Annotated in this window: 24 protein-coding genes, 1 tRNA gene and 5 pseudogenes; 12 read left to right on the top strand and 18 right to left on the bottom strand. The window is 51.6% G+C overall.

Annotated elements, in window-relative coordinates:
* Positions 1 to 311 precede the first annotated feature (311 nt).
* Complete coding sequence (locus G434_RS0126000) at positions 312 to 641, top strand: YkgJ family cysteine cluster protein (protein ID WP_001303809.1); 330 nt, start codon at positions 312 to 314, stop codon at positions 639 to 641.
* A 248-nt stretch (positions 642 to 889) separates the two neighbouring features.
* On the opposite strand, the gene G434_RS04540 is transcribed toward G434_RS0126000, so the two are convergent.
* Positions 890 to 1504 (bottom strand): YagU family protein, encoded by a 615-nt coding sequence (locus tag G434_RS04540; RefSeq protein ID WP_001019920.1) that lies wholly within the window; start codon positions 1502 to 1504, stop codon positions 890 to 892.
* 406 nt (positions 1505 to 1910) lie between these two features.
* Between G434_RS04540 and G434_RS28405 the strand changes: the two are divergent.
* Positions 1911 to 2111 (top strand): annotated as a pseudogene (locus G434_RS28405) (twin-arginine translocation signal domain-containing protein); the annotation flags it as partial.
* An 8-nt stretch (positions 2112 to 2119) separates the two neighbouring features.
* On the opposite strand, the gene G434_RS29330 reads toward G434_RS28405, so the two are convergent.
* A protein-coding gene (locus tag G434_RS29330; RefSeq protein ID WP_085949589.1) for an IS3-like element ISEc31 family transposase occupies positions 2120 to 3333 on the bottom strand; the annotation gives its coding sequence in 2 pieces (ribosomal slippage) (positions 2120 to 3039 and positions 3039 to 3333; 1215 coding nt in all).
* A gap of 36 nt (positions 3334 to 3369) precedes the next feature.
* Between G434_RS29330 and paoA the strand changes: the two are divergent.
* The 4 genes and pseudogenes from paoA to paoD all read left to right on the top strand — a co-directional run.
* Positions 3370 to 3861 (top strand): annotated as a pseudogene (gene paoA, locus G434_RS04555) (aldehyde dehydrogenase iron-sulfur subunit PaoA); the annotation flags it as partial.
* On the top strand, positions 3858 to 4814 hold the full coding sequence (paoB, locus tag G434_RS04560) for an aldehyde oxidoreductase FAD-binding subunit PaoB (protein ID WP_000643334.1): 957 nt from the start codon (positions 3858 to 3860) through the stop codon (positions 4812 to 4814). The pseudogene paoA and the gene paoB, both read left to right, overlap by 4 nt.
* Positions 4811 to 7009 carry an aldehyde oxidoreductase molybdenum-binding subunit PaoC gene (paoC, locus tag G434_RS04565; protein WP_000667052.1) on the top strand — a complete coding sequence of 733 codons (2199 nt, stop codon included), beginning with the start codon at positions 4811 to 4813 and terminating at the stop codon, positions 7007 to 7009. Before paoB ends, paoC begins: the two co-directional genes overlap by 4 nt.
* A 9-nt stretch (positions 7010 to 7018) precedes the next feature.
* Positions 7019 to 7975: a molybdenum cofactor insertion chaperone PaoD gene (gene paoD, locus G434_RS04570; RefSeq protein WP_000122401.1), complete on the top strand. Its 957-nt coding sequence runs from the start codon at positions 7019 to 7021 to the stop codon at positions 7973 to 7975.
* A 180-nt stretch (positions 7976 to 8155) separates the two neighbouring features.
* Here the strand turns inward: paoD and G434_RS04575 are convergent, their stop codons facing one another.
* Together G434_RS04575 and G434_RS04580 are read right to left on the bottom strand one after the other, a co-directional pair.
* Positions 8156 to 9283, bottom strand: coding sequence for an MFS transporter (locus tag G434_RS04575; RefSeq protein WP_000171079.1), 1128 nt, complete (start codon positions 9281 to 9283; stop codon positions 8156 to 8158).
* Between the two features lie 141 nt (positions 9284 to 9424).
* Entirely contained in the window at positions 9425 to 10483 is a 1059-nt protein-coding gene (locus tag G434_RS04580) for an alpha/beta hydrolase (protein ID WP_001586705.1), read from the bottom strand.
* 264 nt (positions 10484 to 10747) lie between these two features.
* Here G434_RS04580 and G434_RS04585 point away from each other — a divergent pair, with 264 nt between their 5' ends.
* From G434_RS04585 to G434_RS0125990, 3 genes and pseudogenes are all read left to right on the top strand, one after another.
* Positions 10748 to 11632, top strand: coding sequence for a LysR family transcriptional regulator (locus tag G434_RS04585; RefSeq protein WP_001119037.1), 885 nt, complete (start codon positions 10748 to 10750; stop codon positions 11630 to 11632).
* A 211-nt stretch (positions 11633 to 11843) separates the two neighbouring features.
* Positions 11844 to 11912 (top strand): annotated as a pseudogene (locus G434_RS31000) (hypothetical protein); the annotation flags it as partial.
* Positions 11913 to 12192: 280 nt separating this feature from the next.
* Positions 12193 to 12423: pseudogene (locus G434_RS0125990) on the top strand (LysR substrate-binding domain-containing protein); the annotation flags it as partial.
* Between the two features lie 127 nt (positions 12424 to 12550).
* On the opposite strand, the gene G434_RS04590 reads toward G434_RS0125990, so the two are convergent.
* The 3 genes from G434_RS04590 to proB form a co-directional block, all read right to left on the bottom strand.
* Positions 12551 to 12626: transfer RNA gene (locus G434_RS04590), tRNA-Thr, on the bottom strand.
* A 114-nt stretch (positions 12627 to 12740) separates the two neighbouring features.
* The gene (gene proA, locus G434_RS04595) at positions 12741 to 13994 is read right to left on the bottom strand and encodes a glutamate-5-semialdehyde dehydrogenase (RefSeq protein WP_000893268.1); all 1254 of its coding nucleotides are present in this window, start codon (positions 13992 to 13994) and stop codon (positions 12741 to 12743) included.
* An 11-nt stretch (positions 13995 to 14005) separates the two neighbouring features.
* Positions 14006 to 15109, bottom strand: a complete 1104-nt coding sequence (gene proB / locus G434_RS04600; protein WP_001285288.1) for a glutamate 5-kinase — start codon at positions 15107 to 15109, stop codon at positions 14006 to 14008.
* 287 nt (positions 15110 to 15396) lie between these two features.
* On the opposite strand from proB, the gene phoE reads away from it, so the two are divergent.
* Entirely contained in the window at positions 15397 to 16452 is a 1056-nt protein-coding gene (gene phoE / locus G434_RS04605; protein WP_000749881.1) for a phosphoporin PhoE, read from the top strand.
* Positions 16453 to 16490: 38 nt separating this feature from the next.
* On the opposite strand, the gene crl is transcribed toward phoE, so the two are convergent.
* From crl to gpt, 3 genes are all read right to left on the bottom strand, one after another.
* On the bottom strand, positions 16491 to 16892 hold the full coding sequence (gene crl / locus G434_RS04610) for a sigma factor-binding protein Crl (protein ID WP_000174684.1): 402 nt from the start codon (positions 16890 to 16892) through the stop codon (positions 16491 to 16493).
* Between the two features lie 57 nt (positions 16893 to 16949).
* On the bottom strand, positions 16950 to 18194 hold the full coding sequence (gene frsA / locus G434_RS04615) for an esterase FrsA (protein WP_000189546.1): 1245 nt from the start codon (positions 18192 to 18194) through the stop codon (positions 16950 to 16952).
* A 91-nt stretch (positions 18195 to 18285) separates the two neighbouring features.
* Positions 18286 to 18744, bottom strand: a complete 459-nt coding sequence (gpt, locus tag G434_RS04620) for a xanthine phosphoribosyltransferase (protein WP_001291990.1) — start codon at positions 18742 to 18744, stop codon at positions 18286 to 18288.
* Positions 18745 to 19004: 260 nt separating this feature from the next.
* Between gpt and pepD the strand changes: the two genes are divergently transcribed.
* Positions 19005 to 20462 (top strand): cytosol nonspecific dipeptidase, encoded by a 1458-nt coding sequence (gene pepD, locus G434_RS04625; protein WP_001293009.1) that lies wholly within the window; start codon positions 19005 to 19007, stop codon positions 20460 to 20462.
* Between the two features lie 114 nt (positions 20463 to 20576).
* On the opposite strand, the gene tnpA is transcribed toward pepD, so the two are convergent.
* A complete protein-coding gene (tnpA, locus tag G434_RS04630; RefSeq protein ID WP_000526135.1) occupies positions 20577 to 21035 on the bottom strand; it encodes an IS200/IS605-like element IS200C family transposase in 459 nt (152 codons plus the stop codon).
* A gap of 186 nt (positions 21036 to 21221) precedes the next feature.
* Here tnpA and G434_RS04635 point away from each other — a divergent pair, with 186 nt between their 5' ends.
* The gene (locus G434_RS04635; RefSeq protein WP_024198968.1) at positions 21222 to 21464 is read left to right on the top strand and encodes a hypothetical protein; all 243 of its coding nucleotides are present in this window, start codon (positions 21222 to 21224) and stop codon (positions 21462 to 21464) included.
* 16 nt (positions 21465 to 21480) lie between these two features.
* Here G434_RS04635 and G434_RS04640 read toward each other — a convergent pair whose 3' ends face one another.
* The 7 genes and pseudogenes from G434_RS04640 to dinB form a co-directional block, all read right to left on the bottom strand.
* Positions 21481 to 21990 (bottom strand): metal-dependent hydrolase, encoded by a 510-nt coding sequence (locus G434_RS04640; protein WP_000469791.1) that lies wholly within the window; start codon positions 21988 to 21990, stop codon positions 21481 to 21483.
* Between the two features lie 61 nt (positions 21991 to 22051).
* Positions 22052 to 22666: a peptide chain release factor H gene (gene prfH, locus G434_RS04645; protein WP_000602121.1), complete on the bottom strand. Its 615-nt coding sequence runs from the start codon at positions 22664 to 22666 to the stop codon at positions 22052 to 22054.
* Positions 22663 to 23802, bottom strand: coding sequence for an RNA ligase RtcB family protein (locus tag G434_RS04650; protein WP_000521550.1), 1140 nt, complete (start codon positions 23800 to 23802; stop codon positions 22663 to 22665). Before G434_RS04650 ends, prfH begins: the two co-directional genes overlap by 4 nt.
* 190 nt (positions 23803 to 23992) lie before the next feature.
* Positions 23993 to 24445 (bottom strand): GNAT family N-acetyltransferase, encoded by a 453-nt coding sequence (locus tag G434_RS04655; RefSeq protein WP_001059547.1) that lies wholly within the window; start codon positions 24443 to 24445, stop codon positions 23993 to 23995.
* 9 nt (positions 24446 to 24454) lie between these two features.
* Positions 24455 to 24853, bottom strand: a pseudogene (yafO, locus tag G434_RS30370) (type II toxin-antitoxin system mRNA interferase toxin YafO).
* Positions 24854 to 24855: 2 nt separating this feature from the next.
* Positions 24856 to 25149: a type I toxin-antitoxin system antitoxin YafN gene (gene yafN, locus G434_RS04665; protein ID WP_000554757.1), complete on the bottom strand. Its 294-nt coding sequence runs from the start codon at positions 25147 to 25149 to the stop codon at positions 24856 to 24858.
* A 51-nt stretch (positions 25150 to 25200) separates the two neighbouring features.
* Entirely contained in the window at positions 25201 to 26256 is a 1056-nt protein-coding gene (gene dinB / locus G434_RS04670; protein ID WP_001226152.1) for a DNA polymerase IV, read from the bottom strand.
* Positions 26257 to 26306: the final 50 nt, after the last annotated feature.

The following is a 26306-nucleotide window of genomic DNA, read 5'->3' as shown; positions in this document are numbered from 1 at the left end:
CTTATCCATCGGTCGAGGGAAGAATTCCACCTCAGAGACTCAAATAATCGTTTAAATGATGTGGAAGCGATCGTCAATGTCACCTGTAATGATGGGCTTTCTCATATGTACACCATAGTGTTCAGGAGACACGGAAAGGTGCCAGGCAGCCTGCTAACGAGTGGTTTATTCACGAATTAGTACGTAAAATCGGTAACGGCTGGAAATCATTCAATACTCACACTATCGAAAGTTCCCCAGCCAACCGCGGTACGTTCTTACATACGATGTACCGCTGTTCTCTTTACGATTTATAGCTGTACTGGTGAATTATGAGCAATCTGAATCCATGCATGACGTGTGGTGCCTGTTGTGCATTTTTCCGCGTCTCTTTTTACTGGGCCGAAGCCGACGATGCTGGCGGTACCATTCCCGCCAGGCTCACTGAACAAATATCCCCTTTTCACCGATGCATGAGCGGTACCAATCAGAAAAACCCCCGATGTATTGCCCTTGCAGGAACCCCGGGCAAAAATGCCTGCTGCACGATATATAAAAATCGATCGTCCACATGCAGAGAATTCGCCATGTCTGGTGAGAACGGAGTCGTCAATGAGGCTTGCAATCGTGCAAGAGCTAAATACGGGCTGACACCGTTATAAATATGCAATAATTAATTGCACTGCCCCGCCAGCTATAACCGCGGGGCTTCGTTTTTCAGGGATAACAAAACCCGAAACTTCTTCCATCTGCCAGCAACAATGCCTCTTCCTCTATAGTGTTCTCCGGATCTACAGCATCCTGAAGTAGCGCGATGTACTCACTGGCTATCTGCTTCAGAAAGTAAAAAGCAATGTTTTTAACCTATAAAAATGGCGCTGCATTTGCGCCATTTTTATTATTCAATGCATTATCTGTTTGAGCCTAAAGGGATCTCAGGGTCTGGCTCATGAGTAATTCTGTTTCGTAAATCTCTGCGAATAATTTCAATGGACCAGAACCAGACTAAATGTCCAAAAATTTCAGAAACATTCTCATACCACGGGAGATCAAACAGAGGTGGCGTCAGTCCCATGAGAGGGAATGAAATCATATGAACAAAAAGTTGGGCTAAAGCACCTGCCAGTAAGCCCTGCCAGAGTTTAATTTTTGGAAATACTTCAGCAACCACACAATAACCGACAGCAAACACTATCGAAAAGATAATGTGCGTAACGCCAACCCAGTTAAAGACATGCCCGGCAAAGGTATAAACAGCCGCATTGGGATCTGTCAGCCCTAGCCAGTCTCGAAGAAAAATATACGGAGGATTGAGAAAATTACGGGAGCAATCAATTTGCCCAGCAGCCCTGATTAATGATTCCGGGCCACACGCTGCATTAAACATATCCACCGGGCTACGTGGCGGCAATGGAACTTCAGCACCCCACTTCACAAATGCGGAAACAACGCCAGCAATCAGCCCAATGAATGCAGCAAGACCATAACGTCTGCGGTTCGGTGGAGTTTGTTCAAATATATTCATATCTACCCTGCTTGTACCATTATGTTATACACCTCTTCAGGAGTATTCATAAAACAAGACAAATGTAAAGAACTGTATTGTTTTGTATAACAAGATAGTTTCCTAATCGCCAATGAATATAAGCACCATCATTTCTCCCTATTTTTATGTTAGAAGTGACAAAGATTTGTAGGGTGATGCAGAGCTGACAATCACAGGTTTCCTTATCGGTTTTTGCATCGCACAACTAAAGCAATAAACGAGCTCCCGTCATCGGCGAATATGAATTAATTAGCCGGGCTCATAGCTGCATTCGCGTTTTAAGAATAATCCTCCTGCTCTCACCGACTATGCTTAACGTTTAAAAAAGCATCAGCACTCTCGCAACGCTCTCTTATTTTCCCCTTTAGAATACCGGAGGCCTGGTATGAGCAACCAAGGCGAATACCCCGAAGATAATCGGGTTGGGAAGCACGAGCCGCACGATTTTAGTTTGACCCGTCGCGATCTGATTAAAGTCAGCGCCGCAACGGCGGCGACCGCCGTGGTTTATCCTCATTCTACGCTTGCAGCAAGCGTTCCGGCAGCTACACCCGCGCCAGAGATAATGCCCCTGACACTTAAGGTGTGTAGTGGTCAAGTAATACTGGCCACGGTTTTACAGTAAAAATGGTATCTGTTCTCTGACTCTTCCGGCGTCAGCCCTCCGTTATAATGGTGAGGCCTGACGCTATTGTAATAATTCAGAATATAACTGCTGATTTGCTGCCGGGCCACGTCTTTGCCTGTGTAGCCATCGGTTGGCACCCATTCTGTTTTCAGACTGCGGAAGAAGCGTTCCATTGGACTGTTATCCCAGCAGTTTCCCCGTCGGCTGACACTTTGCTTTATCCTGTAACGCCAGAGAAGTTGTTGATATTTCAGTCCTGTATATTGACTTCCCTGGTCGCTATGGAACATGACGTCCCGCGGCTGACCACGCACCTCATACGCCATCCGCAGGGCACTGCTTATCAGGGCAGTATCGGCATTCGCTGACAGGCTCCAGCCGATAACCCTGCGGGCAAAAAGATCCATGACGACCGCCAGATAGCACCAGCGATTTCCTGCCCAGATATACGTAATATCTCCGCACCATACCCTATCTGGCTCGGGCACAGCGAACTGGCGCTCAAGCAGATTCGGCAGACAGGTATGTTCCTGACGAGCATTTTTGTACTGATGTTTTCCGGGCTGACAACTGCTCAGGTTCAGATATTTCATCAGACGCCCGGCACGGTAACGGCTCATCGGGACGCCGTTTTGGGTCAGCATTTCAGCCAGCGTGCGCGCCCCCGCAGAGCCCCTACTTTGGTTCCACGCCCGGCGTATTTCGCTGCACAACCTGACTCGCGCCGGATTAACCGTATCGCGTCGTTTTCGCCAGTACCGGTAACTGCTGCGGTGTATTTCCAGAGCAGAACAGAGGCTGACAACTGAGTGGCTGTCACTCAGTCTGGCAACTATCGTGAACCGTTCAGCGAGTCGGACATCAAGAGCGCGGTAGCCTTTTTTAATATCGTATTTTGTTCCTCCAGGCGGCGAACCTGCTTTTCCAGTTCGCGGATACGTTGCTGGTCTGGAGTAATAGGTGTGGCAGAGGGCGCAATCCCCTGACGCTCTCGCCTGAGCTGGCGCACCCAACTCTCAAGCGTGGTAGAACCGACATTCATCGCTTCACTGGCTTGTCGATATGAGTAGCCCTTATCAACAATTAGCTGTGCACATTCCAGCCTGAATTCAGGGGTGAAAGTACGTTTGGTTTTCTTGTTCATTAAGTCACCTGTTTTGTGTTGTGGTGAGGATATCACCTTTAATCAGGTGGCCAAATTTACTGTGCCACTACAGTGAACGGCAAAACCGAGCAGCTTGAGGTGGATACCCGAACCACGCTACTGGACGCTTTGCGTGAAAATCTGCATCTGTTCGGTACCAAGAAAGGTTGCGATCACGGACAGTGCGGAGCCTGTACCGTGCTGGTCAATGGTCGCAGGCTTAATGCCTGCCTGACGCTTGCAGTCATGCATCAGGGGGCCGAGATCACCACCATTGAAGGCCTGGGTTCACCAGAGAATCTTCACCCCATGCAGGCGGCCTTTATCAAGCATGATGGCTTCCAGTGCGGCTACTGCACCTCCGGGCAAATTTGCTCATCAGTAGCGGTGCTAAAAGAGATTCAGGACGGCATTCCCAGTCACGTCACGGTCGATTTGGTTTCCCCTCCAGAAAGAACTGCCGATGAGATCCGTGAACGTATGAGCGGCAACATCTGTCGCTGTGGAGCATACGCTAACATCCTTGCCGCCATTGAAGACGCTGCGGGGGAGATAAAATCATGAAGGCGTTTACCTATGAACGAGTGAACACCCCGGCCGAGGCGGCACTTAGCGCTCAGCGCGTACCCGGCGCAAAATTTATCGCGGGCGGGACCAATCTGCTGGACCTGATGAAGCTGGAAATTGAAACGCCCACCCACCTTATCGATGTGAACGGCCTCGGGCTCGATAAGATTGAAGTGACCGACGCGGGTGGGCTGCGCATCGGCGCACTGGTACGGAACACCGACCTGGCGGCTCACGAGCGCGTGCGTCGTGATTACGCGGTACTCTCCCGCGCCCTGCTCGCTGGCGCGTCTGGTCAGTTACGTAATCAGGCAACCACCGCAGGTAATCTGCTCCAGCGCACGCGCTGCCCCTATTTTTACGACACCAATCAGCCCTGCAATAAGCGCCTGCCCGGGAGCGGCTGCGCGGCACTTGAAGGCTTTAGCCGTCAGCACGCGGTGGTAGGCGTAAGCGAAGCCTGCATTGCCACCCATCCGAGCGATATGGCGGTCGCAATGCGGTTGCTGGATGCGGTGGTGGAAACCATCACGCCGGAGGGAAAGACTCGCAGTATCACACTGGCTGATTTTTATCACCCACCGGGGAAAACGCCGCACATTGAAACCGCCCTGCTTCCCGGTGAGCTTATCGTTGCGGTGACGTTACCTCCGCCGCTCGGCGGAAAACATATTTACCGTAAGGTGCGCGATCGCGCCTCCTACGCCTTTGCCCTGGTATCGGTCGCGGCGATTATTCAGCCTGACGGCAGCGGGCGCGTCGCGCTGGGCGGAGTAGCACATAAGCCCTGGCGCATTGAGGCTGCGAATGCTCAGCTATCCCAGGGGGCGCAGGCCGTGTATGACGCGCTGTTCGCCAGCGCCCATCCCACCGCTGAAAACACCTTTAAACTCCTGTTGGCGAAGCGAACGCTTGCCTCCGTACTGGCTGAAGCGAGGGCACAGGCATGAAATTTGATAAACCCGCAGGGGAAAACCCGATCGATCAGCTGAAGGTTGTCGGTCGTCCCCATGACCGCATCGACGGACCGCTGAAAACTACCGGCACGGCACGCTACGCCTACGAATGGTATGAAGAAGCTCCCAACGCCGCCTATGGTTATATCGTCGGTTCCGCCATTGCCAAAGGATGCCTCACCGCCCTTGATACGGACGCCGCGCAAAAAGCGCCGGGCGTACTGGCTGTCATTACCGCCAGTAACGCCGGGGCACTCGGCAAAGGCGACAAAAACACCGCCAGGCTGTTAGCCGGCCCCACTATTGAGCACTATCATCAGGCCATTGCGCTGGTAGTGGCCGAGACCTTCGAACAGGCACGAGCGGCGGCCTCGCTGGTGCAGGCGCACTATCGCCGTAATAAAGGAGCTTACTCCCTGGCGGACGAGAAACAGGCCGTCAGTCAGCCGCCGGAAGACACGCCCGATAAAAATGTTGGTGACTTTGACGGGGCTTTCACCTCCGCTGCGGTGAAGATTGATGCTACCTACACGACCCCGGACCAGAGCCATATGGCGATGGAGCCGCATGCCTCGATGGCCGTCTGGGATGGAAATAAGCTTACCCTCTGGACCTCAAATCAGATGATTGACTGGTGCCGCACCGATCTGGCAAAAACGCTGAAAGTGCCCGTGGAGAATGTGCGTATTATCTCCCCGTATATCGGCGGAGGGTTTGGCGGCAAGCTGTTCCTGAGAAGCGATGCGCTGCTGGCGGCCCTCGCCGCCCGTGCGGTGAAACGTCCGGTTAAAGTGATGCTCCCCCGCCCCACTATTCCCAATAACACAACGCACCGCCCCGCCACCCTTCAGCACCTGCGTATCGGTGCCGACCAGAGCGGGAAAATCACTGCTATCTCACATGAAAGCTGGTCCGGAAACCTGCCCGGCGGCACGCCGGAAACGGCGGTACAGCAAAGCGAATTACTCTACGCAGGGGCGAATCGTCATACCGGCCTGCGGCTCGCCACGCTTGATTTGCCGGAAGGGAACGCCATGCGTGCGCCCGGCGAAGCCCCCGGTCTGATGGCGCTCGAAATCGCGATCGATGAACTGGCGGAAAAAGCAGGCATCGATCCCGTCGAGTTTCGCATCCTGAATGACACTCAGGTTGACCCCGCCGACCCGACGCGCCGCTTCTCTCGCCGTCAGCTTATTGAGTGCTTGCGCACCGGAGCGGATAAATTTGGCTGGAAGCAGCGCAACGCCACACCCGGACAGGTACGCGACGGGGAGTGGCTAGTCGGCCACGGTGTTGCGGCGGGCTTTCGCAATAATCTGCTGGAAAAATCGGGTGCTCGGGTTCACCTAGAACAAAACGGCACCGTTACCGTGGAAACGGACATGACCGATATTGGCACCGGCAGCTACACAATTCTGGCTCAGACGGCAGCGGAAATGCTTGGCGTACCGCTGGAGCAGGTTGCGGTTCACCTCGGCGATTCCAGTTTCCCGGTTTCTGCGGGTTCTGGTGGACAATGGGGCGCGAATACCTCCACCTCCGGCGTTTACGCCGCCTGTGTGAAACTTCGCGAAATGATTGCCTCGGCAGTCGGGTTTGATCCTGGGCAGTCGCAGTTTGCCGACGGCAAGATTACCAACGGTACCCGAAGCGCCACGCTACATGAGGCCACCGCAGGCGGCAGGCTGACAGCGGAAGAGAGCATTGAATTCGGAACACTGAGCAAGGAGTACCAGCAATCGACCTTTGCCGGGCATTTTGTGGAGGTCGGCGTGCATAGCGCGACGGGAGAAGTTCGGGTCCGGCGTATGCTCGCTGTGTGTGCTGCAGTACGCATCCTGAATCCGAAAACCGCACGCAGCCAGGTCATTGGCGCAATGACTATGGGCATGGGCGCGGCACTGATGGAGGAGCTGGCGGTGGATGACCGTTTGGGCTACTTCGTTAATCACGATATGGCGGGGTATGAGGTGCCGGTTCATGCGGATATCCCAAAACAGGAGGTGATTTTCCTGGATGATACCGACCCCATCTCCTCCCCGATGAAGGCCAAAGGTGTCGGTGAGCTGGGCCTGTGCGGCGTGAGCGCGGCTATCGCCAACGCGGTGTATAACGCCACCGGTATTCGGGTACGGGATTATCCCATCACTCTGGATAAGCTGCTCGATAAACTGCCGGATGTGGTTTAAGGAGGAACAATGTCATACTCGCTTTTTGACAAAGACGAGCACTGGCATAAGCCAGAGCAGGCGTTTCTCACCGATGACCACCGGACCATTCTGCGCTTCGCCGTAGAGGCGCTAATGTCCGGTAAAGGAGCGGTGCTGGTGACGCTGGTGGAGATACGCGGCGGCGCGGCGCGCCCGCTCGGGGCGCAGATGGTGGTGCGCGAAGATGGCCGTTACTGCGGTTTTGTCTCTGGCGGCTGCGTGGAGGCCGCTGCCGCTTTTGAAGCGCTGGAGGTGATGGGCTCAGGCCGCGATCGCGAAATTTGCTATGGCGAAGGTTCGCCGTGGTTTGACATCGTTCTGCCCTGCGGCGGTGGGATCACGCTGACGCTCCATAAACTACGCTCGGCACAGCCTCTGCTCGCCGTGCTGAACCGCCTGGAACAGAGAAAACCGGCGGGTCTGCGCTACGATCCGCAAGCTCAATCGCTGGTGTGCCTGCCCACGCAAACCCGGACGGGCTGGAATCTCAATGGCTTTGAGGTGGGGTTCAGGCCATGCGTCAGTCTGATGATTTACGGACGTTCTCTTGAGGCGCAGGCAACCGCGAGTCTTGCAGCAGCCACAGGCTATGACAGCCATATCTTCGATCTTTTTCCGGCCTCAGCCAGCGCTCAGATCGATACCGATACGGCGGTCATTTTGCTGTGCCATGATCTCAACCGGGAGCTGCCAGTGTTGCAGGCCGCGCGAGAAGCAAAACCCTTTTATCTCGGCGCATTGGGCAGCTATCGAACCCACACTTTACGTCTGCAAAAGCTCCACGAGCTGGGATGGTCCAGGGAGGAGACAGCGCAAATCCGGGCACCCGTCGGGATATTCCCCAAAGCCCGGGATGCGCATACTCTGGCACTCTCCGTGCTGGCAGAAGTCGCCTCTGTACGTCTCCATCAGGATGAGGATTCATGCCTGCCCCCGTCGTCCTGATCCTTGCGGCCGGGCGTGGAGAGCGCTTTCTCGCCTCCGGGGGAAATACCCATAAATTAAGAGAAAAAATCTGCAGTAGCCGTTTTAGAAAATCACCTAAATCGTTTAAAAGAGCGCCCAACCCATAGTGGGCGCTCATCGCCTTGTGTAACTTATTCAGCAACGCGCGCCCTCGCCGGACTAAAGCGCACCGGCCTTCTGGCGTGCGGTAACAAAGGTCAGTACGCCAGCGCAAAGGAGCAGCACGCTACTCATAGCAAACGTGCTCTGCCAGCCAAGGCGGTCAAACACAATGCCTCCTGCCGTTGATCCAAGGGCGATGGCGAGCTGAATCACCGCGACCATGAGCCCGCCTCCAGCTTCGGCGTTGTCAGGCAACGTACGCGCAATCCATGTCCACCATCCGGTTGGCGCGGCGGTGGCCAGCATGCCCCAGAGTCCTAACAGCAGCGAGACCGTCCAGACGTGATGCCCGGTAAGCATCAGACCGATGGCAATGACGGCCATCAGTCCGGGTATGGCCATCAGCGTGGGGTAGAATTTTCTGTTGAGAAATGCCGAAACAACCAGCGTGCCAATAAAACCGGCCACGCCGATAATCAGCAAAATCGACGACAAGCCTAAGGAATTAACCCGTGTCACCGACTCCAGAAACGGGCGCACATAGGTGAATAGCGCAAACTGCCCCATGAAAAACAGGCCACAAGCTATCATGCCGACCACAACCATGCGGCGGCTAAATAAGCGGAATACCGCGCCACATGAAGTGTGGCTTTTATTCGCATCCATGCTTGGCAGGCTGATGCACTGCCAGATAAAGGCGACAACCGCGATGGGCACCAGGCACAAGAAAGCGCCTCGCCATCCGACCGTAGCCCCCAGATAGCTTCCCAGCGGTGCGGCCACGACCGTCGCCAGCGCATTACCGGCGTTGAAAATTGCCAGCGCACGCGTGACCTGATGCTGCGGCACCAGACGAATCGCCGTTGCCGCTGACATCGACCAGAATCCGCCAATAGCCACACCAATCATCGCACGACCGACCATATACATCAGATAACTGGAAGCCAGCGCAATAATAAGCCCCGATACGGCCATCAGAACCGTCATCCCCAGCAGCAGGAACTTACGATTCATCTTTCCAGCTAGCGTTGAAAGCGTCAGGCTGGTCAGAACCGCCTGCGCGCCGGAGATAGCAATCCCCTGCCCTGCAAGCCCCTCCGTCACGCCTAAATCGCGGGTAATCGGCGTGAGCAGGCTGACGGGCATAAATTCAGAAGCAATCAGCACAAACACGCACAGGGTCATGGCAAAAATACCGCCCCAGTATGCGCGCTGATGATGAGGTGATAGTGTTTGGCTTAGTGTCGACATAGTGAAATTTCACAAAGATCAGGATAAAAGCCACCAGCCTATGGCCGGTGGCTTTGCATCAATTCAGGAGAGGTTTTATTTCAGTTTGGTCTGGAAAAATTGTTCGAACTTCGCGAAAGGTATTTTTCCGGCCACGTTATCGTACAGGTCCACGTGATTTGCCCCTGGTACCACCACCAACTCTTTGTCTTTACTGCCAACCGCCTTGTAAGCATCTTCAGCAAAATAGCGTGAATGTGCTTTCTCACCGGTCACAATCAGCGTCGGAATGGTGATTTCACTGGCGTAGCTCAACAGCGGCATATTCATAAATGACAGCGGCATCGTTGCCGTCCACGCCCCGGTAGAGTTAACGGAACGTTCGTGGAAGCCGCGCGGCATGCGATAGTAGTCAAAGAACTCTTTCAGTACCGGATGAGGATTTGCCGGCAGCGTTTCTGGCAGAATGCGCTCGCCCGCACTGACCTTGCCGTTGCTATCGACATTAATATCATGACCACCGTGAGCGAACGTTCCGCTCTGCGCATCCTGCCAGCGCTGTTCATTCAGATATTGCAGAACGGCACGACGGTCGGCGGTAGAATAACGGTCTTTGCCATCCCCCACACCATGACCCATCGCCCGGCTCATGTCATACATCACGCTGGTAGCTACCGCTTTAACGCGGGTATCCATCGCCACGTCGTTCAGCGCCATGCCGCCCCAGCCACAAATACCGAGCAGCCCGATACGGTTGCGATCTACCTCTTTTTGCAGCCCTAAGAAATCCACCGCCGCGCTGAAATCTTCAGTGTTGATATCCGGTGAGGCGACGTTTCGCGGATAGCCGCCGCTTTCCCCGGTGTAAGAAGGATCGAACGCCAGGGTAACAAACCCTCGTTCCGCCAGCGTCTGCGCATACAAGCCGCTGGATTGCTCTTTCACCGCGCCAAATGGCCCACTGACCGCAATCGCCGCCAGCTTGCGATCGCCACGGTCTTTAGGCAGGTAAAGATCGCCCACTAAGGTGATGCCATATCGGTTCGGGAACGAGACTTTACGGTGATCGACTTTCTGGCTCTCGGCGAACGTTTTATCCCATTTATCTGTCATGGACACAGGGGCATTAGGATTGGTTGAATCAGCATAACTCATTGTCGTGACTCCACTTAATGATGCGAAAAGCAGCATGGTCGGCATCGCGGTTTTTAGCGTTCGGGTGAAGGCTTTCATAAAAATCCCCATAAAAAACAATAGAGAGATACAGGTTTCCGACGGAAAACGCTGCGGTGCTTTGCTTTGATGGGGTCATTATAATGAGCAGAATTAGTGCTGATTAGGGGGCGATTAATGCTAAGATTAATACCATATTGTTATAAATTAATGCGGAGATTGCCGGCATGAAGGGGGGATGTTTCAATGGCGAAAAGGGAGAACTACAACGAGCTGTACCTGTTTATGCAGGTGGTGCGGGAAGGCAGCTTTACCGCAGCGGCTCAGCGGCTGGGTCTTGCTCAGTCAGGAGTCAGCCGTTCTGTTCGCGAGCTTGAAGAAAGGCTCGGCGTCCAGCTGCTAGTGCGCACCACGCGTAAACTGTCGCTGACACAAGCAGGCGAGCAGCTCTACCAGAAGACGGCATCTGGATTTGAAATGTTAGATCTTGGGCTTGCCACGCTGGCGCACTATCGAGAGACGCCCTCCGGCACGGTGCGTATCAATGCCAGCCAGCACGCGATTGATAAATGCCTGCTGCCAAAGCTGGCGGTATTTAAACAGCGATATCCTGATATCCGGCTTGAACTGATAAATGAGAGCCGGTTCGTCGATATCATCGAGGAAAGATTCGATGCAGGTGTCCGCCTGGGGCCTGAAGTCGGCCAGGGTATGGTCGCGGTACGCATCACGCCCGATATGGAGATGGCAATTGTGGGGACTCCGGAACATTTTCGTCGCTATGGTTTTCCGCAAACCCCGGCGGATTTAAAGGCGCATCCCTGTATCGCCTATCAGTTTGCCGACGGCAGCGTATACCAGTGGGAACTCAATCAGGATGATAAAAAAATCACTCATCGCCCTGAAGGGCAATGGGCCTTATCCGACAGCTATATGGAAGCAGAAGCAGCCCGGCTGGGCCTCGGATTGGCCTATGTTCCTGTTGAACTGGTCGCGGATGATTTAGAACACGGTAAGCTTATCAGGGTGTTGCAGCGTTACAGCCTGCGAATGGAGGGATTGTTTCTCTATTACCCTCATCGCAACGTCTCCCCCGCCCTGCGGATGGTCATTGATACATTGAAAATCTGAACGTTAATAACGACCGACTCTTCACTGTGCAAAATTGTGTCAGGTAGTCCCTCTGCGTTCAATTCCAGGGTCTGCTTTGAGCGAGAAAGAGGGGACTATCCAGCAATGGAGATCACCCAAAAGAAAAAACCACCTGGCTCCCTCGACAACCTTCATCCGGGCATTGAGCCTCAATCAACATTTTTATATCTGTCAGGTTACTTCATTATGAAAACTGATCATCATCGTTGTTTTTGTTGCAATAGTAGAATACGCGTATTTATTCCTCCATCTCTATTAATAACGGCAATAAACTGTTCACTTCACTGATATTTAAAATATGTATCCTTTTCAAGCTGTTCAGCGGCGTAAGAAAAAGTATTAATTATGAATTCGACGATTTAACCATATCTGTCTGATTGGTAATCATCCGTGATTAATGCTGGTCTATTGATTACGCCAGCATTAACCGCTTAGGGATGTATTCTTCCTGTTCATATAGCCCTCGAAAAAGAGAGAAAATAAAACTGTGTCCAATATTAATTTACCACTCCAGACCGAAGCATCGGTGGGATTAGCAGAATGATCTGCGTCTGATGTTGAGGCTGGCTCTTGCCGGCGCAGGCATAACAATTGCCACTCAGGAAACTTTCAGGCCATATATTGAAAGCGGTAAGCTTGTATCGCTGCTTGATGACTTTCTTCCACAATTTCCGGGCTTCTATCTGTATTTCCCACAGCGTCGCAATATTGCACCAAAGCTCCGCGCCCTGATTGACCACGTCAAGGAATGGCGGCAGCAATTGGCTTAAATGTCTGCACCTGCACTGCCTGATGTCAGAACAGTATTTTGATGAATTGCCAGGGTTACAATGGCACAAATACGGCACAGGAGGAAAATGTGGTGTAATTGAATGTGAGGTAACTACTTGATTTAAATGGTGCCGATAAGAGGAGTCGAACCTCCGACCTTCGCATTACGAATGCGCTGCTCTACCAACTGAGCTATATCGGCCCTGAAAGGACATGTTCACGAACGTGAATCACGGTGGACAAGGTTAAAACTAACCGGGCGATGCGTCAATGGCCTTGTGAATCAAATGGCTACTTTTGCATCACCCGGTTTTATTTACGCACGAATGGTGTAATCACCAATGCCGATCCACTTGTAAGTGGTCAGTGCTTCCAGCCCCATTGGGCCACGCGCGTGGAGTTTTTGTGTGCTTACCGCCACTTCCGCACCCAGTCCAAACTGACCGCCGTCGGTAAAACGCGTAGAGGCGTTAACGTAAACAGCGGACGAATCCACTTCGTTAACAAAACGCTGGGCGTTGCGCATATCGCGGGTCAGGATCGCATCGGAGTGTTGTGTGCCGTGTTCACGAATATGGGCGATGGCATCGTCAAGATCGCTGACGATTTTGACGTTCAAATCTAATGACAGAAACTCATCGTCATACTCTTCCGCTTTAACAGCCACCACCTTCGCGGGGCCTGTCTGCAACTGCGCCAGTGCACCTGCATCAGCGTGTAACGTCACGCCACTTTCCGCCATTTGTTTGCTTAATGCGGGCAGGAAACTATCGGCGATGTTTTTATTCACCAGCAACGTTTCAACCGTATTACATGTGCTCGGTCGCTGAGTTTTCGCGTTGACGATCACTTTTAATGCTTCAGCGATCTCCGCGCTTTCATCAACGTAAATATGGCATACGCCTATACCACCTGTGATCACCGGGATCGTCGACTGTTCGCGGCACAGTTTATGCAGGCCAGCGCCACCACGCGGGATCAGCATGTCGATGTATTTATCCATACGCAGCATTTCACTGACCAGCGCACGGTCAGGATTATCAATCGCCTGCACGGCACCCGCCGGTAAGCCGCAGGATTTCAGGGCGTCCTGAATCACCGCCACCGTTGCAGCGTTAGTGCGACAGGTTTCTTTGCCACCACGCAGGATCACTGCGTTACCGGTTTTCAGGCACAGCGAAGCGACATCAACCGTCACGTTCGGGCGAGCTTCATAAATCACGCCAATAACCCCCAGCGGTACGCGACGACGCTCAAGACGCAGGCCGCTGTCCAGTACGCCACCATCAATCACCTGCCCCACCGGATCGGCGAGGTTGCACACCTGGCGCACATCATCGGCAATGCCTTTCAGCCGTGCGGGCGTCAGTGCCAGACGGTCAAGCATCGCTTCGCTAAGGCCATTGGCACGCGCGTCAGCAACATCCTGGGCGTTAGCGTTGAGGATGATTTCGCTTTGTGCTTCCAGTTCATCGGCGATTTTTTCCAGCACGCGATTTTTTTCGCGGCTGGAGAGTTGCGCTAATTTATACGAGGCTTGCTTTGCGGCAATGCCCATTTGTTCCAGCATCGGCCAGCTCCTTAACGGGTAATCATGTCATCACGGTGAACGGCAACCGGGCCATATTCATATCCCAGTATTGCATCAATTTCTTGCGAGTGGTGTCCAGCAATACGGCGTAATGCATCGCTGTTGTAACGACTGACGCCGTGGGCGATATCGCGACCTTCGAGGTTGCAAATGCGGATGACTTCACCACGCGAGAAATTGCCAGTCACGCTTTTAATACCTTTCGGCAACAGGGAGCTGCCGCGTTCAAGAATGGCGGCGGTTGCCCCTTCATCTACCGTGATTTCACCCGCAGGTGGTGCACCGAAAATCCAGCGTTTACGGTTTTCAAGCGGGGTCGCCTGGGCATGAAACAGGGTACCGACGGAAATGCCTTCCATCACATCACCAATAACGCCCGGCTTGCTGCCCGCGGCAATAATGGTGTCGATACCCGCACGGCAAGCCACGTCCGCGGCCTGCAATTTGGTACTCATGCCGCCAGTTCCGAGGCCTGAAACGCTGTCGCCAGCAATCGCGCGCAGTGCGTCATCAATGCCGTAAACATCTTTAATCAGTTCTGCCTGCGGATTGCTGCGCGGGTCAGCGGTATACAAACCTTTTTGATCGGTCAGCAGCAACAGTTTATCGGCACCCGCCAGAATCGCCGCCAGCGCAGAAAGGTTATCGTTATCGCCGACCTTAATCTCTGCAGTAGCGACAGCATCGTTCTCATTGATTACCGGAACGATATTGTTATCGAGCAACGCTCGCAGGGTGTCGCGGGCGTTCAGGAAGCGTTCACGGTCTTCCATATCAGCACGGGTCAGCAGCATTTGCCCGACGTGAATGCCATAAATCGAAAACAGCTGTTCCCACAGTTGAATCAGTCGACTCTGCCCTACCGCCGCCAGCAGTTGTTTCGAGGCGATAGTCGCTGGCAGTTCCGGGTAACCTAGGTGCTCACGTCCGGCGGCGATCGCGCCCGACGTCACAATAACAATCCGATGCCCGGCGGCATGTAACTGCGCGCACTGGCGAACAAGTTCAACGATATGGGCACGGTTCAGACGGCGCGATCCGCCTGTTAGCACACTGGTGCCGAGTTTTACCACCAGCGTCTGGCTGTCACTCATGATTCTCTGCCATTCAATTTTAGGAAAAATGATATCAAACGAACGTTTTAGCAGGACTGTCGTCGGTTGCCAACCATCTGCGAGCAAAGCATGGCGTTTTGTTGCGCGGGATCAGCAAGCGTAGCGGCAGTTGTTTACGCTTTTATTACAGATTTAATAAATTACCACATTTTAAGAATATTATTAATCTGTAATATATCTTTAACAATCTCAGGTTAAAAACTTTCCTGTTTTCAACGGGACTCTCCCGCTGAATATTCGCGCGTTAATTAAAATCAGGAATGAAAATGAAAAAGAGCACTCTGGCATTAGTGGTGATGGGCATTGTGGCATCTGCATCCGTACAGGCCGCAGAAATATATAACAAAGACGGTAATAAACTGGATGTCTATGGCAAAGTTAAAGCCATGCATTATATGAGTGATAACGACAGTAAAGATGGCGACCAGAGTTATATCCGTTTTGGTTTTAAAGGCGAAACACAAATTAACGATCAACTGACTGGTTATGGTCGTTGGGAAGCAGAGTTTGCCGGTAATAAAGCGGAGAGTGATACTGCACAGCAAAAAACGCGTCTCGCTTTTGCCGGGTTGAAATATAAAGATTTGGGTTCTTTCGATTATGGTCGTAACCTGGGCGCGCTGTATGACGTGGAAGCCTGGACCGATATGTTCCCGGAATTTGGTGGCGACTCCTCGGCGCAGACCGACAACTTTATGACCAAACGCGCCAGCGGTCTGGCCACTTACCGTAACACTGACTTCTTCGGCGTTATCGATGGCCTGAACTTAACCCTGCAATATCAAGGGAAAAACGAAAACCGCGACGTTAAAAAGCAAAACGGCGATGGCTTCGGTACGTCATTGACATATGACTTTGGTGGCAGCGATTTCGCCATCAGTGGGGCCTATACCAACTCCGATCGCACTAACGAGCAGAACCTGCAAAGCCGTGGCACAGGCAAGCGTGCAGAAGCATGGGCAACAGGTCTGAAATACGATGCCAATAATATTTATCTGGCAACTTTCTATTCTGAAACACGCAAAATGACGCCAATAACTGGCGGCTTTGCCAATAAGACACAGAACTTTGAAGCGGTCGCCCAATACCAGTTTGACTTTGGTCTGCGTCCGTCGCTGGGTTATGTCTTATCGAAAGGGAAAGATATTGAAGGCATCGGTGATGAAGATCTGGTCAATTATATCGATGTTGGTGCTACGTATTATTTCAACAAAAATATGTCGGCATTTGTTGATTATAAAATAAACCAACTGGATAGCGATAATAAGCTGAACATCAATAATGATGATATTGTCGCGGTTGGCATGACCTATCAGTTTTAATGGATATTGCCGGATGTGATGCATCCGGCACATTTCACTCACGCCGTTAACTTCACCGGTTCATCACGAAAATCATCCGCCGGTTCCAGCTTCAGATTCAGCGTCGCCAGCAGCTCACGCAGCTTCTCGTGAAATTCACGCAGGGTGTGCTCCAGTCGTTCAACCACTTCGGCATCTTTTATCTGAACACTCGTCCAGTCGCCTGCTTTATCGAACAGACCAAACTGGTAACTGTAGGTAAAACGGGATTCCTGCGCTTCCAGTTCCATCCACCAGCCCCAGAACTCACGCACTTCCGGTGCCGGTTTCACGTTGACGCATACAGCCAGACAATCGAAAAAGAATCGATTATCTTCGCACTTACCTTCACGAATATACGGGCCTAGTGCGGTAAATTTTTTGATCAATCTGCTCTTCGGGTGTCCACTCGGTAACGTCATTGCAATCTCCTGTTGTGATGCAACTGTTTTACCAAATTGGCAAAATTTAGCAAATTTTTAACACAATCGTTTTTCGATCCAGTCGGTGATTTCCTGAAGACCTTTGTCAAAATTCCGATACACCGGGTTAAATGGGATCTCTAACAATTTACCGTCAGCAGTTGATGAGGTGATTAAGCGTGAGTCCTCTTCCGGGCTGAACGGATCGTTCTTCCAGTAGCCTGATAACATTGGCGTTGGGCAACGACGTCCCAGCAATCCTTGCACTTTTAATGAATAGCGATTCAACTCCACGCGTAACGCTTCGTCGGAAGCATCATGCATACCCAAACGACTCGCCAGAACGTCAAGATACATTTCCGGCACCTGTTGCTGGCACTTAAAATCACTCAACAGGGTATGAACTACCGGACCAAGACAGGCAACCGCTTTCAGACGCGGCGATTCAAGGTATGCCAGACGCACGGCAACGTTAGCGCCGAAACGGAAACCAAAGGCCGCGACGCGAGTGTGATCTACCCACGGTACGTTAGGCAGCGCCTTTAAGACGTGCTGATGCAACAGGCTGGAGTCCTGGGTGAGCTTCCATTTTGAAGAAAAGCCCACCGACGGCATATCAATAGTCAGCATCGCAATGCCGCGCGGCGCAAAATAACGTTCATACAGGCTGTAATAGTCCGTCTGCATCGCATCCAGACCACCACACATTAATACTGTCGGGAACGGGCCATCGCCTTTCGGCATATGCAAAAAGCCGGTGATGGGCGCACCGCCGGGTACGGTAAACTCCATCTGCCGCATGGTGCCCGGCAGACGCTGAGCGGCCTCTTCATAGGCGCGGTTTGACAAAGCCTGCGCTTGCTCGGCCAGGTCATCTCCTTTCAGATGAGGATAGGCGGCAATGTTGTACAACGTAGCCGCATGCAGCCAGTGACGACCACTGAGTTGCGGATCTTCTTCCGCACAGGCTTTTTGTTGCCACACCATCGCCTGGGTGGCCCACTCATAAATCCAGTTGCCACCACGGTAGCCAATCACCGTATCGTATAAATCATCGTCGGTACGTTCGGCATCGCTCATCACAATACGTGCCTGGACGTCGAGGATTTCACGTGGGTCAATGCCGCGCCAGATCCACATCAGACGGTTAATCATGCGATACCAGTGAGGGATGGTTTTACCATCAAGGGCCGACTGCACAGGCGGTTGTGCGCCGTGATTAAAGCGGCGAACTAGCGTCGAGGTTTCAGGATGTTTAAAGCGGGGTTTGAACAGGGTTTCGCTCAGGTTTGCCTGTGTCATGGATGCAGCCTCCAGAATACTTACTGGAAACTATTGTAACCTGCCTGAAGTTAAAAAGAACAACGCCCGGCAGTGCCAGGCGTTGAAAAGATTAGCGACCGGAGATTGGCGGGACGAATACGACGCCCATATCCCACGGTTGTTCGATCCAGGTATCTTGCGGGATATCAACAACATAATCATCAACCAGCGGACGACCAGCCGGTTTTGCGAAGATGGTGACAAAGTGCGCTTTTGGATACATTTCACGAATCGCAACCGCAGTGCCACCGGTATCCACCAGGTCATCAATAACGATGAAGCCTTCGCCATCGCCTTCTGCGCGTTTTAGCACTTTAAGCTCGCGCTGGTTGTCGTGATCATAGCTGGAAATACAAACGGTATCGACATGACGAATACCCAGTTCACGCGCCAGTAACGCACCCGGTACCAGACCGCCACGGCTTACGGCAATAATGCCTTTCCATTGTTCAGAAGGCATCAGTCGGCTTGCGAGTTTACGTGCATGGATCTGCAACATGTCCCAGGTGACGATGTATTTTTCGCTCATGTGAAGTGTCCCAGCCTGTTTATCTACGGCTTAAAAAGTGTTCGAGGGGAAAATAGGTTGCGCGAGATTATAGAGATCTGGCGCACTAAAAACCAGTATTTCACATGAGTCCGCGTCTTTTTACGCACTGCCTCTCCCTGACGCGGGATAAAGTGGTATTCTCAAACATATCTCGCAAGCCTGTCTTGTGTTGACAACATTTTCTGCTAACCCTGTGACCTGCAATACTGTTTTGCGGGTGATCGACAAGGAGACTTAACGTGTCTGAACTGTCTCAATTATCTCCACAGCCGCTGTGGGATATTTTTGCCAAAATCTGTTCTATTCCTCACCCGTCCTATCATGAAGAGCAACTCGCTGAATACATTGTTGGTTGGGCAAAAGAGAAAGGTTTCCATGTCGAACGCGATCAGGTAGGTAATATCCTGATTCGTAAACCTGCTACCGCAGGTATGGAAAATCGTAAACCGGTCGTCTTGCAGGCCCACCTCGATATGGTGCCGCAGAAAAATAACGACACCGTGCATGACTTCACTAAAGATCCTATCCAGCCTTATATTGATGGCGAATGGGTTAAAGCGCGCGGCACCACGCTGGGTGCGGATAACGGCATTGGTATGGCGTCTGCGCTGGCGGTTCTGGCTGACGAAAACGTGGTTCACGGCCCGCTGGAAGTGCTGCTGACCATGACCGAAGAAGCCGGTATGGATGGTGCTTTTGGCTTACAGAGCAACTGGTTGCAGGCTGATATTCTGATTAACACCGACTCCGAAGAGGAAGGTGAAATCTACATGGGTTGCGCGGGGGGTATCGACTTCACCTCCAACCTGCATTTAGATCGTGAAGCAGTTCCAGCTGGTTTTGAAACCTTCAAGTTAACCTTAAAAGGTCTAAAAGGCGGTCACTCCGGCGGTGAAATCCACGTTGGCCTGGGTAATGCCAACAAACTGCTGGTGCGCTTCCTGGCGGGTCATGCAGAAGAGCTGGACCTGCGCCTTATCGATTTCAACGGTGGCACACTGCGTAACGCCATCCCGCGTGAAGCCTTTGCGACCATTGCTGTCGCAGCTGATAAAGTCGACGCCCTGAAATCTCTGGTGAATACCTATCAGGAAATCCTGAAAAACGAGCTGGCAGAGAAAGAGAAAAATCTGGCATTGCTGCTGGACTCTGTTGCGAACGATAAAGCTGCCCTGATTGCGAAATCTCGCGATACCTTTATTCGTCTGCTGAACGCCACCCCGAACGGTGTGATCCGCAATTCCGATGTGGCAAAAGGTGTGGTGGAAACCTCCCTGAACGTCGGTGTGGTGACCATGACTGACAATAACGTAGAAATTCACTGCCTGATCCGTTCTCTGATCGACAGCGGTAAAGACTACGTGGTGAGCATGCTGGATTCGCTGGGTAAACTGGCTGGCGCGAAAACCGAAGCGAAAGGCGCATATCCTGGCTGGCAGCCGGACGCTAATTCTCCGGTGATGCATCTGGTACGTGAAACTTATCAGCGTCTGTTCAACAAGACGCCGAACATCCAGATTATCCACGCGGGCCTGGAATGTGGTCTGTTCAAAAAACCGTATCCGGAAATGGACATGGTTTCTATCGGGCCAACCATCACCGGTCCACACTCTCCGGATGAGCAAGTTCACATCGAAAGCGTAGGTCATTACTGGACACTACTGACTGAACTGCTGAAAGAAATTCCGGCGAAGTAATTACAAATAAATATCCTCCGGCATAGCCGGAGGTTTTTCAAATGCGCCTATAAGGCTCTCTTACCAGCCGCGCCCTAACAGGCGCACACGATCTGACATTTGCATCCAACTTCGTTACTTACGGCCCGTAAACGGGCTGCCCGGATAGGGAATCGATAACTGCTCTCCCATTTTATCCTCTTCAAGCTGGTGCTTTATGTAATCCTGTATCTTCGCCGTGTTCTTACCCACCGTATCGACGTAGTACCCTCTGCACCAGAACTCCCTGTTCCTGTATTTGAATTTCAAATCACCAAACTGCTCGTAAAGCATCAGACTGCTTTTCCCTTTCAGATATCCCATAAAGCCGGATACGCTCATTTTGGGCGGGATCTCCACAAGCATATGGATATGATCTGCACAGCATTCAGCTTCCAGAATCCGTACACTTTTCCACTCACACAGCTTTCTCAAAATACTGCCTATTGCTCTACGCTTCTCTCTGTAGAACACCTGTCTTCGGTATTTTGGCGCAAATACTATGTGATATTTACAGTTCCATCGGGTGTGCGCTAAGCTCTTTTCGTTCCCCATTGGGACCCCCTTTTGATTTCTTGTTTGACACTTGCAGTTGCCAGACCGCAAGGTGTTTTAACAAATCAAAAGGGGTTTTAATAACTGGCTTAAAGCTGAAAGCTTTCCGGAACCCCCAGCCTAGCTGGGGGTTTTCTGTGCACAATAATGTCCACGCCTGCGGGCGTGGACTACTGTTTGAAGCCAATGGCTATCTATATCGAAATAACAAAACATTATGAAACTCATGAAAAGGTCGCATATTTATATAGCTGCGACCATATTTCATGGGGAGAATTTCTGATCACCAAAGAAGGTTTTGCGCTGGAATCCGTGAAAGAACTTAAGGGTGAAAAGCAGAAATTTTATATGTTCAGAGCCTGGGGCAAAGTCAGGAGAGCATACTTAACCACGGGAGAATTTCCCCAGGAAACATGTTACGCCGCTTAAAGTCAGAATAATTTTTTCATGCATTTACCATTTTGGCATTACGCCTGCACCACATGGCAATGGCGGCAACCACTAATGCCAGTTCCAGTAAAAACGACCAGTGTAATAAAAAATTGAGCCACCACGGATGATGTACCGCCGTAATATGAAAGAATGCAAACGGTTGGTTAACGAAAGGCATCAGCCACCAGATATCACCGACCAGCGTATCGAGTAATAAATGCGCGATACTATTCAGGCAAAACACCACGCCCAGCCACGCCGGAAGTTTATTCTTCGCAATTCCTGCCCAGACTAATGTCGCCGCCAGCAGAGCAAACCATAATAATGGCCAATGAGACGGGTAAAGATGATGATGTCGTTGCCCGTTATCAACCAGATAGCACCAAAAAAGATCAAAATCGGGCGCAACGGCCCCAAGTAAGCCAATAACCATCGCCCAGCGCGCATGACGAGCAATCAGTGGCAAGCGTTTCATTAAAGTACAAGTTATTAAATAACCAGCCGGAAGATGACCGATAAACATGACTATTCCTTTCGTTTTTCCCGCCGCTTTCATATAGAAAACGGCGGGAGACATTCCTCAATTACACAGCGACAAAAGCCATCCCTGTAAACGTTCGTCGCGGGTTGCCACGTTCAATCTGGTGATGGAACATTCGCCGCTGCGATTTCAGCGCCGCGCTATTTTCCTGTTGCTGTTGCTCCAGCTTCCAGGCAATCAGCAATCGCGCCAGCCGTTTGTTGGCATGTTGGCTGCGCTCTGACTGAACCTTCACGCTAATCCCGGATGCCAGATGCGTGGCGCGTACCGCCGAGTCGGTTTTATTGACATGTTGACCGCCCGGCCCCGACGAACGCAGCGTCTCATAACGGATTGCATCCGATTGTTCCTGCTCATCAGCAGTAAAACGCCCAATGCCCAGAAACCAGTTTTTGCGCCCATGATGAGGCCGATACGGACTCGGACAAATCCACTGGATAGTGCCGCACCAACTTTCGCTTAATGCCCATGCGTTATCGCCATCCAGAGAAATCAGCGCTGAACGCAACGTGTCAGAGTAGCGACCCGTTTCTGTTTCCAGCACCGTTATCGCGACGTCTTGTCGGGTAGCTTCTTTAATCAACCTGTCCAGCGCCTTTTTCACTGCGAGGCAACATTCTTCCGGCCCCTGCGCTGAGGAGAGTTGTAGCAAGATCATCCTTTTTTCCCTCCACTGTTTTTGAGCGTTAGCACCGGACGCAGCCGCGCGACAGGAATAATTAAACCGGCTTGCACCAGACATTGCACCACGCTTTCAGCCGATTTATAGGCTTGTGGCGCTTCTTCAAAGATGAGTTGTTTATCGCGACAAATTACCCGACTGCCAAGTTCAGTACGCGAGAGTTGCGTCGCCGTGCATTTCGCTGCCAGACGCCCTTTACACTCGGTGCGCCCCCATTTACGCCCTGCCCCATGCGCCAGCGAGTGGAGCGTTTTTTCGTTCGCAACAGGCTGTACAAGCCAGGAGTAATCACCGCGTGAACCGGGAATAATCACCAGACCGTTGTCATCCGGCGTGGCACCTTTACGATGCAACCAACCCTGTTGATCGCCGATTTGGCACGCGCTAACAAAGTTATGCGCCACATCCAGAACCGGACTTCCGGTGGCCTTAACTTGTTGCATTATGCGCAAAGCAATCATCTGGCGATTAATACGCGCAAACGCTAGCACATCGTCATGTTCCGCAATATACCGTAGCGCGTCGTCACTGCCTTCAGGCAAACCATGATGCGAAAACGAGGCAATATGCCGCTGTAAAATAGACTGCCCCAACCCCCTCGAGCCGCTATGAACCAGCAGTTGCAGATGCTGCGCATCCAGACCTGCCAGTGCAAACAGTTCAGCGTCGATGATTTCATCAACTTGTTGCAGTTCTGCGAAGTGGTTTCCGCCACCGATAGAGCCAAGCGAGCTGCGCCACGGATGCTGTGCAAATGCTGACGGCAGGTTTTCCTCCAGCCAGCTTTCTTCAGCAACGTCATCCAAAGCTGATAATCGCTTTTCAAACTTATCGGCGTTGTATTTGCGAGCGAGAATATCTGTTTGCCATAGCGCCATGCCGCAGCCGATATCATTGCCGACCAGTGCCGGGTAAAAACGGCCTGCGGAGAAGAACGCTGCGCCAATCGGGTAGCCGCGTCCGGGATGTAAATCTGGCATCCCTACTACGCGCTGCATGTTGGGTAAATTTGCCGTGGTGTGTAATTGTTGGATCGCTAAACTCTCGATCCACAGGTCATCAGATGCGATGGTAAATACCGCATCGGATAAGGGACGAATATATTTGCCCATAAACCATTCCATTTATGAATAAAAATCAGGAAATGGCAGACGAATCCAGGGCAAGAAAAAAAGAATTAATCCTGGAAAGGTCTGCAAAGAGTCATTGATAAAGGATTTGTCATGATTTACCTCCTTGCAGTTTGTGGAATAAGAAAACGCGCACATACTAGGCGGGCGTTATTTTCATTGCAAGCTGGATTTAATGTTGCGGTTTATATCGCATATAAAAATTAGTAAACCACGCTCCCCGGCATTCAACGCACTGCTGCTTAACTGTCTGAAAACCATAACGTTCAAAAAAGGGCTTTGCGGTTATGCTGGCGTCCACCGTAAGTTCGGATTCAGACTTAATCAAAGGTTTTAACAAAGCGCTGGCAACCCCACGGCGGGTGTATTCAGGGTCAACAAATAACATATCGATATAATGTTCAATGCGGGAAATAAAACCAACCGGTTGTGCATTAATGACTGCAACCCGCACTTGTGATTTCGCGAGTTTATCTTTCCAGCGAGATTCGTCAATCTGCGCCCAGGCGGCAATTTGCTGTGGAGAATAGTGCTGACTGGCAGTCATCGTAACCGCTCGAAGGAAAATAGCGCATAGTTGCTGAAAATCGCCAGGCTGATAGTTTCTTATATGTATGTTATTCATAATATAAATTCAAAAACGCATGCGAAACGCTTCTGCCATTTTCCCAATTTTATGCATTTGGTTGTTATCTCGAGCCAGTTTATGAGGTTCAGGTTTCAGAATGGCAATGAGCAACCATGCTTGCTCATCAAACGCACCCTGACAATATACCAAATGCGCTTCGTCATTCGTTCTGCTGAATTGGCGCAACTGTGGCGGAAATGGATTATTCTAATTTGCCAGATGAATATGAGCAACTCGCTCAAATTTGATTAATGGCCAGGTAAACGAGTCGTCGTAGAGTGCATCGCGACCAAATATATCTGGCAAAACACCGTCACGCTTATAGGAAATAAAATCCGCCGTTAACGCTTCAAGTTCCTCTGCTGTAAGTTGCAGGCGAATGAGTTTTGTTTTGAATACCCGCATCCTTATTCCTTAAAGTCATTGAAATCATCATCCGTCATATCATTAAGATATTTTTCAGCTCGGCGTGTAATTTCCTCTAATCTTGCAGCACTTGGACGGAAGCGCGCCTTTATAGGCTTTTTCTCCTCTTGTTCAGCAAGCATGTCCATTAACGCTTCGAATGCGCTGGCACTTAAGAGATATCCTGCGGGGCGATTATTAGAAAGAACCGCAACTGGTTGATCAATAAAGTATTTAGCTGGGTTTTTACGTAACTCAGTGATATTGACCGATTTTTCCGCAAGAATTCGATGCATACAGTGATCCCCTCATAATAATGCACACCAGAATAGACATAATAGTATACATCATAATCCCAGCACCAGTTGTCTTTCCATTTGAGGGTCAAGCAACGTCACATGCAGCCCCACCAGTCGCACACCGCGCCCGCCGCGGCGTTCATCCCAGGTTTTACGCGCGGTGGCGATTAGATCAGCTTTATTCAGCCGTGGCCAGACGTGCTCCTGAGTGGTTTGCTGGAAATCGTCGAACTTTAATTTCACTCCCTGACGGGCAATCAGTAAATCAGGTTTTACCTTTGCCAGACGGCGTTCAAGTTCCGGGTACAGCCGCTCGATAATCGCTTCACATTCAGACCAGTGATGAATATCTTCCGCCATCGTGCGTTCCACGCCGACGGATTTTCGCAACCGTTCGCTGTTAACGTCGCGCTCGTCAATCCCCTGACTACGCTCCCACAAAATGCGGCCAAATTTGCCAAAACGTTTGAGCAGAGTCACCAGATCACACTTTTGCACATCACCGCAGGTCCGCAGCCCCATCGCTTCCAGTTTTGCCGCCGAGACTTTGCCGACGCCAGGAATTTTTGCCAGCGGTAAGGTTTGCAGAAATGCCGGAACTTCTGCCGGAGTAATCACAAACTGACCGTTGGGTTTATTCATGTCGGAAGCGATTTTAGCGAGAAACTTTACCGGCGCAACGCCCGCAGACGCCGTCAGTTGCAGCTCGTTGAAGATTGTCTGGCGGATTTCCTGGGCGATGAGGGTCGCAGAACCGTGGCAATGCACACTATCGGTGACGTCGAGATAGGCTTCATCCAGTGATAACGGTTCAATGCGCGAGGTATAGCGCGAGAAAATTTCGCGGATATGATTTGAGGCTTCTTTGTAGGCGTCAAAGCGCCCTGGAAGCAGCGTGAGATGTGGGCAAAATTTGAGCGCCATCCCTGTCGGCATAGCGCTACGTACGCCAAATTTACGCGCGGGATAATTGGCGGTGCTGATCACCCCCCGACGTTCGCGGCTGCCGCCAATAGCAATAGGGATATCGCGCAGGGCAGGATTGTCGCGCATCTCCACCGCTGCGAAAAAGCAGTCCATATCCACATGAATGATTTTACGCATTGCTCACCTCTCAACACTGGTAAAGTATACAGTGATTTCAGAGTTTGAGA

Source organism: Escherichia sp. KTE172, assembly GCF_000408845.1.
Lineage (GTDB): Bacteria > Pseudomonadota > Gammaproteobacteria > Enterobacterales > Enterobacteriaceae > Escherichia > Escherichia coli.
Note: the sequence above shows the minus strand (reverse complement) of the source record. Positions and strands in the feature narration are given on the sequence as shown.

Coding starts and splice junctions, on each gene's coding strand:
- crl (WP_000174684.1), bottom strand. CDS start 16,892: ATGACGTTACCGAGTGGACACCCGAAGAGCAGATTGATCAAAAAATTT.
- G434_RS04540 (WP_001019920.1), bottom strand. CDS start 1,504: ATGAATATATTTGAACAAACTCCACCGAACCGCAGACGTTATGGTCTT.
- paoD (WP_000122401.1), top strand. CDS start 7,019: ATGTCATACTCGCTTTTTGACAAAGACGAGCACTGGCATAAGCCAGAG.
- G434_RS04575 (WP_000171079.1), bottom strand. CDS start 9,283: ATGACCCTGTGCGTGTTTGTGCTGATTGCTTCTGAATTTATGCCCGTC.
- frsA (WP_000189546.1), bottom strand. CDS start 18,194: ATGACACAGGCAAACCTGAGCGAAACCCTGTTCAAACCCCGCTTTAAA.
- phoE (WP_000749881.1), top strand. CDS start 15,397: ATGAAAAAGAGCACTCTGGCATTAGTGGTGATGGGCATTGTGGCATCT.
- G434_RS04640 (WP_000469791.1), bottom strand. CDS start 21,990: ATGTTTATCGGTCATCTTCCGGCTGGTTATTTAATAACTTGTACTTTA.
- proB (WP_001285288.1), bottom strand. CDS start 15,109: ATGAGTGACAGCCAGACGCTGGTGGTAAAACTCGGCACCAGTGTGCTA.
- proA (WP_000893268.1), bottom strand. CDS start 13,994: ATGCTGGAACAAATGGGCATTGCCGCAAAGCAAGCCTCGTATAAATTA.
- G434_RS0126000 (WP_001303809.1), top strand. CDS start 312: ATGAGCAATCTGAATCCATGCATGACGTGTGGTGCCTGTTGTGCATTT.
- gpt (WP_001291990.1), bottom strand. CDS start 18,744: ATGAGCGAAAAATACATCGTCACCTGGGACATGTTGCAGATCCATGCA.
- G434_RS04580 (WP_001586705.1), bottom strand. CDS start 10,483: ATGAGTTATGCTGATTCAACCAATCCTAATGCCCCTGTGTCCATGACA.
- dinB (WP_001226152.1), bottom strand. CDS start 26,256: ATGCGTAAAATCATTCATGTGGATATGGACTGCTTTTTCGCAGCGGTG.
- G434_RS04585 (WP_001119037.1), top strand. CDS start 10,748: ATGGCGAAAAGGGAGAACTACAACGAGCTGTACCTGTTTATGCAGGTG.
- yafN (WP_000554757.1), bottom strand. CDS start 25,149: ATGCATCGAATTCTTGCGGAAAAATCGGTCAATATCACTGAGTTACGT.
- G434_RS04655 (WP_001059547.1), bottom strand. CDS start 24,445: ATGAATAACATACATATAAGAAACTATCAGCCTGGCGATTTTCAGCAA.
- G434_RS04635 (WP_024198968.1), top strand. CDS start 21,222: ATGGCTATCTATATCGAAATAACAAAACATTATGAAACTCATGAAAAG.
- paoB (WP_000643334.1), top strand. CDS start 3,858: ATGAAGGCGTTTACCTATGAACGAGTGAACACCCCGGCCGAGGCGGCA.
- paoC (WP_000667052.1), top strand. CDS start 4,811: ATGAAATTTGATAAACCCGCAGGGGAAAACCCGATCGATCAGCTGAAG.
- tnpA (WP_000526135.1), bottom strand. CDS start 21,035: ATGGGGAACGAAAAGAGCTTAGCGCACACCCGATGGAACTGTAAATAT.
- prfH (WP_000602121.1), bottom strand. CDS start 22,666: ATGATCTTGCTACAACTCTCCTCAGCGCAGGGGCCGGAAGAATGTTGC.
- G434_RS04650 (WP_000521550.1), bottom strand. CDS start 23,802: ATGGGCAAATATATTCGTCCCTTATCCGATGCGGTATTTACCATCGCA.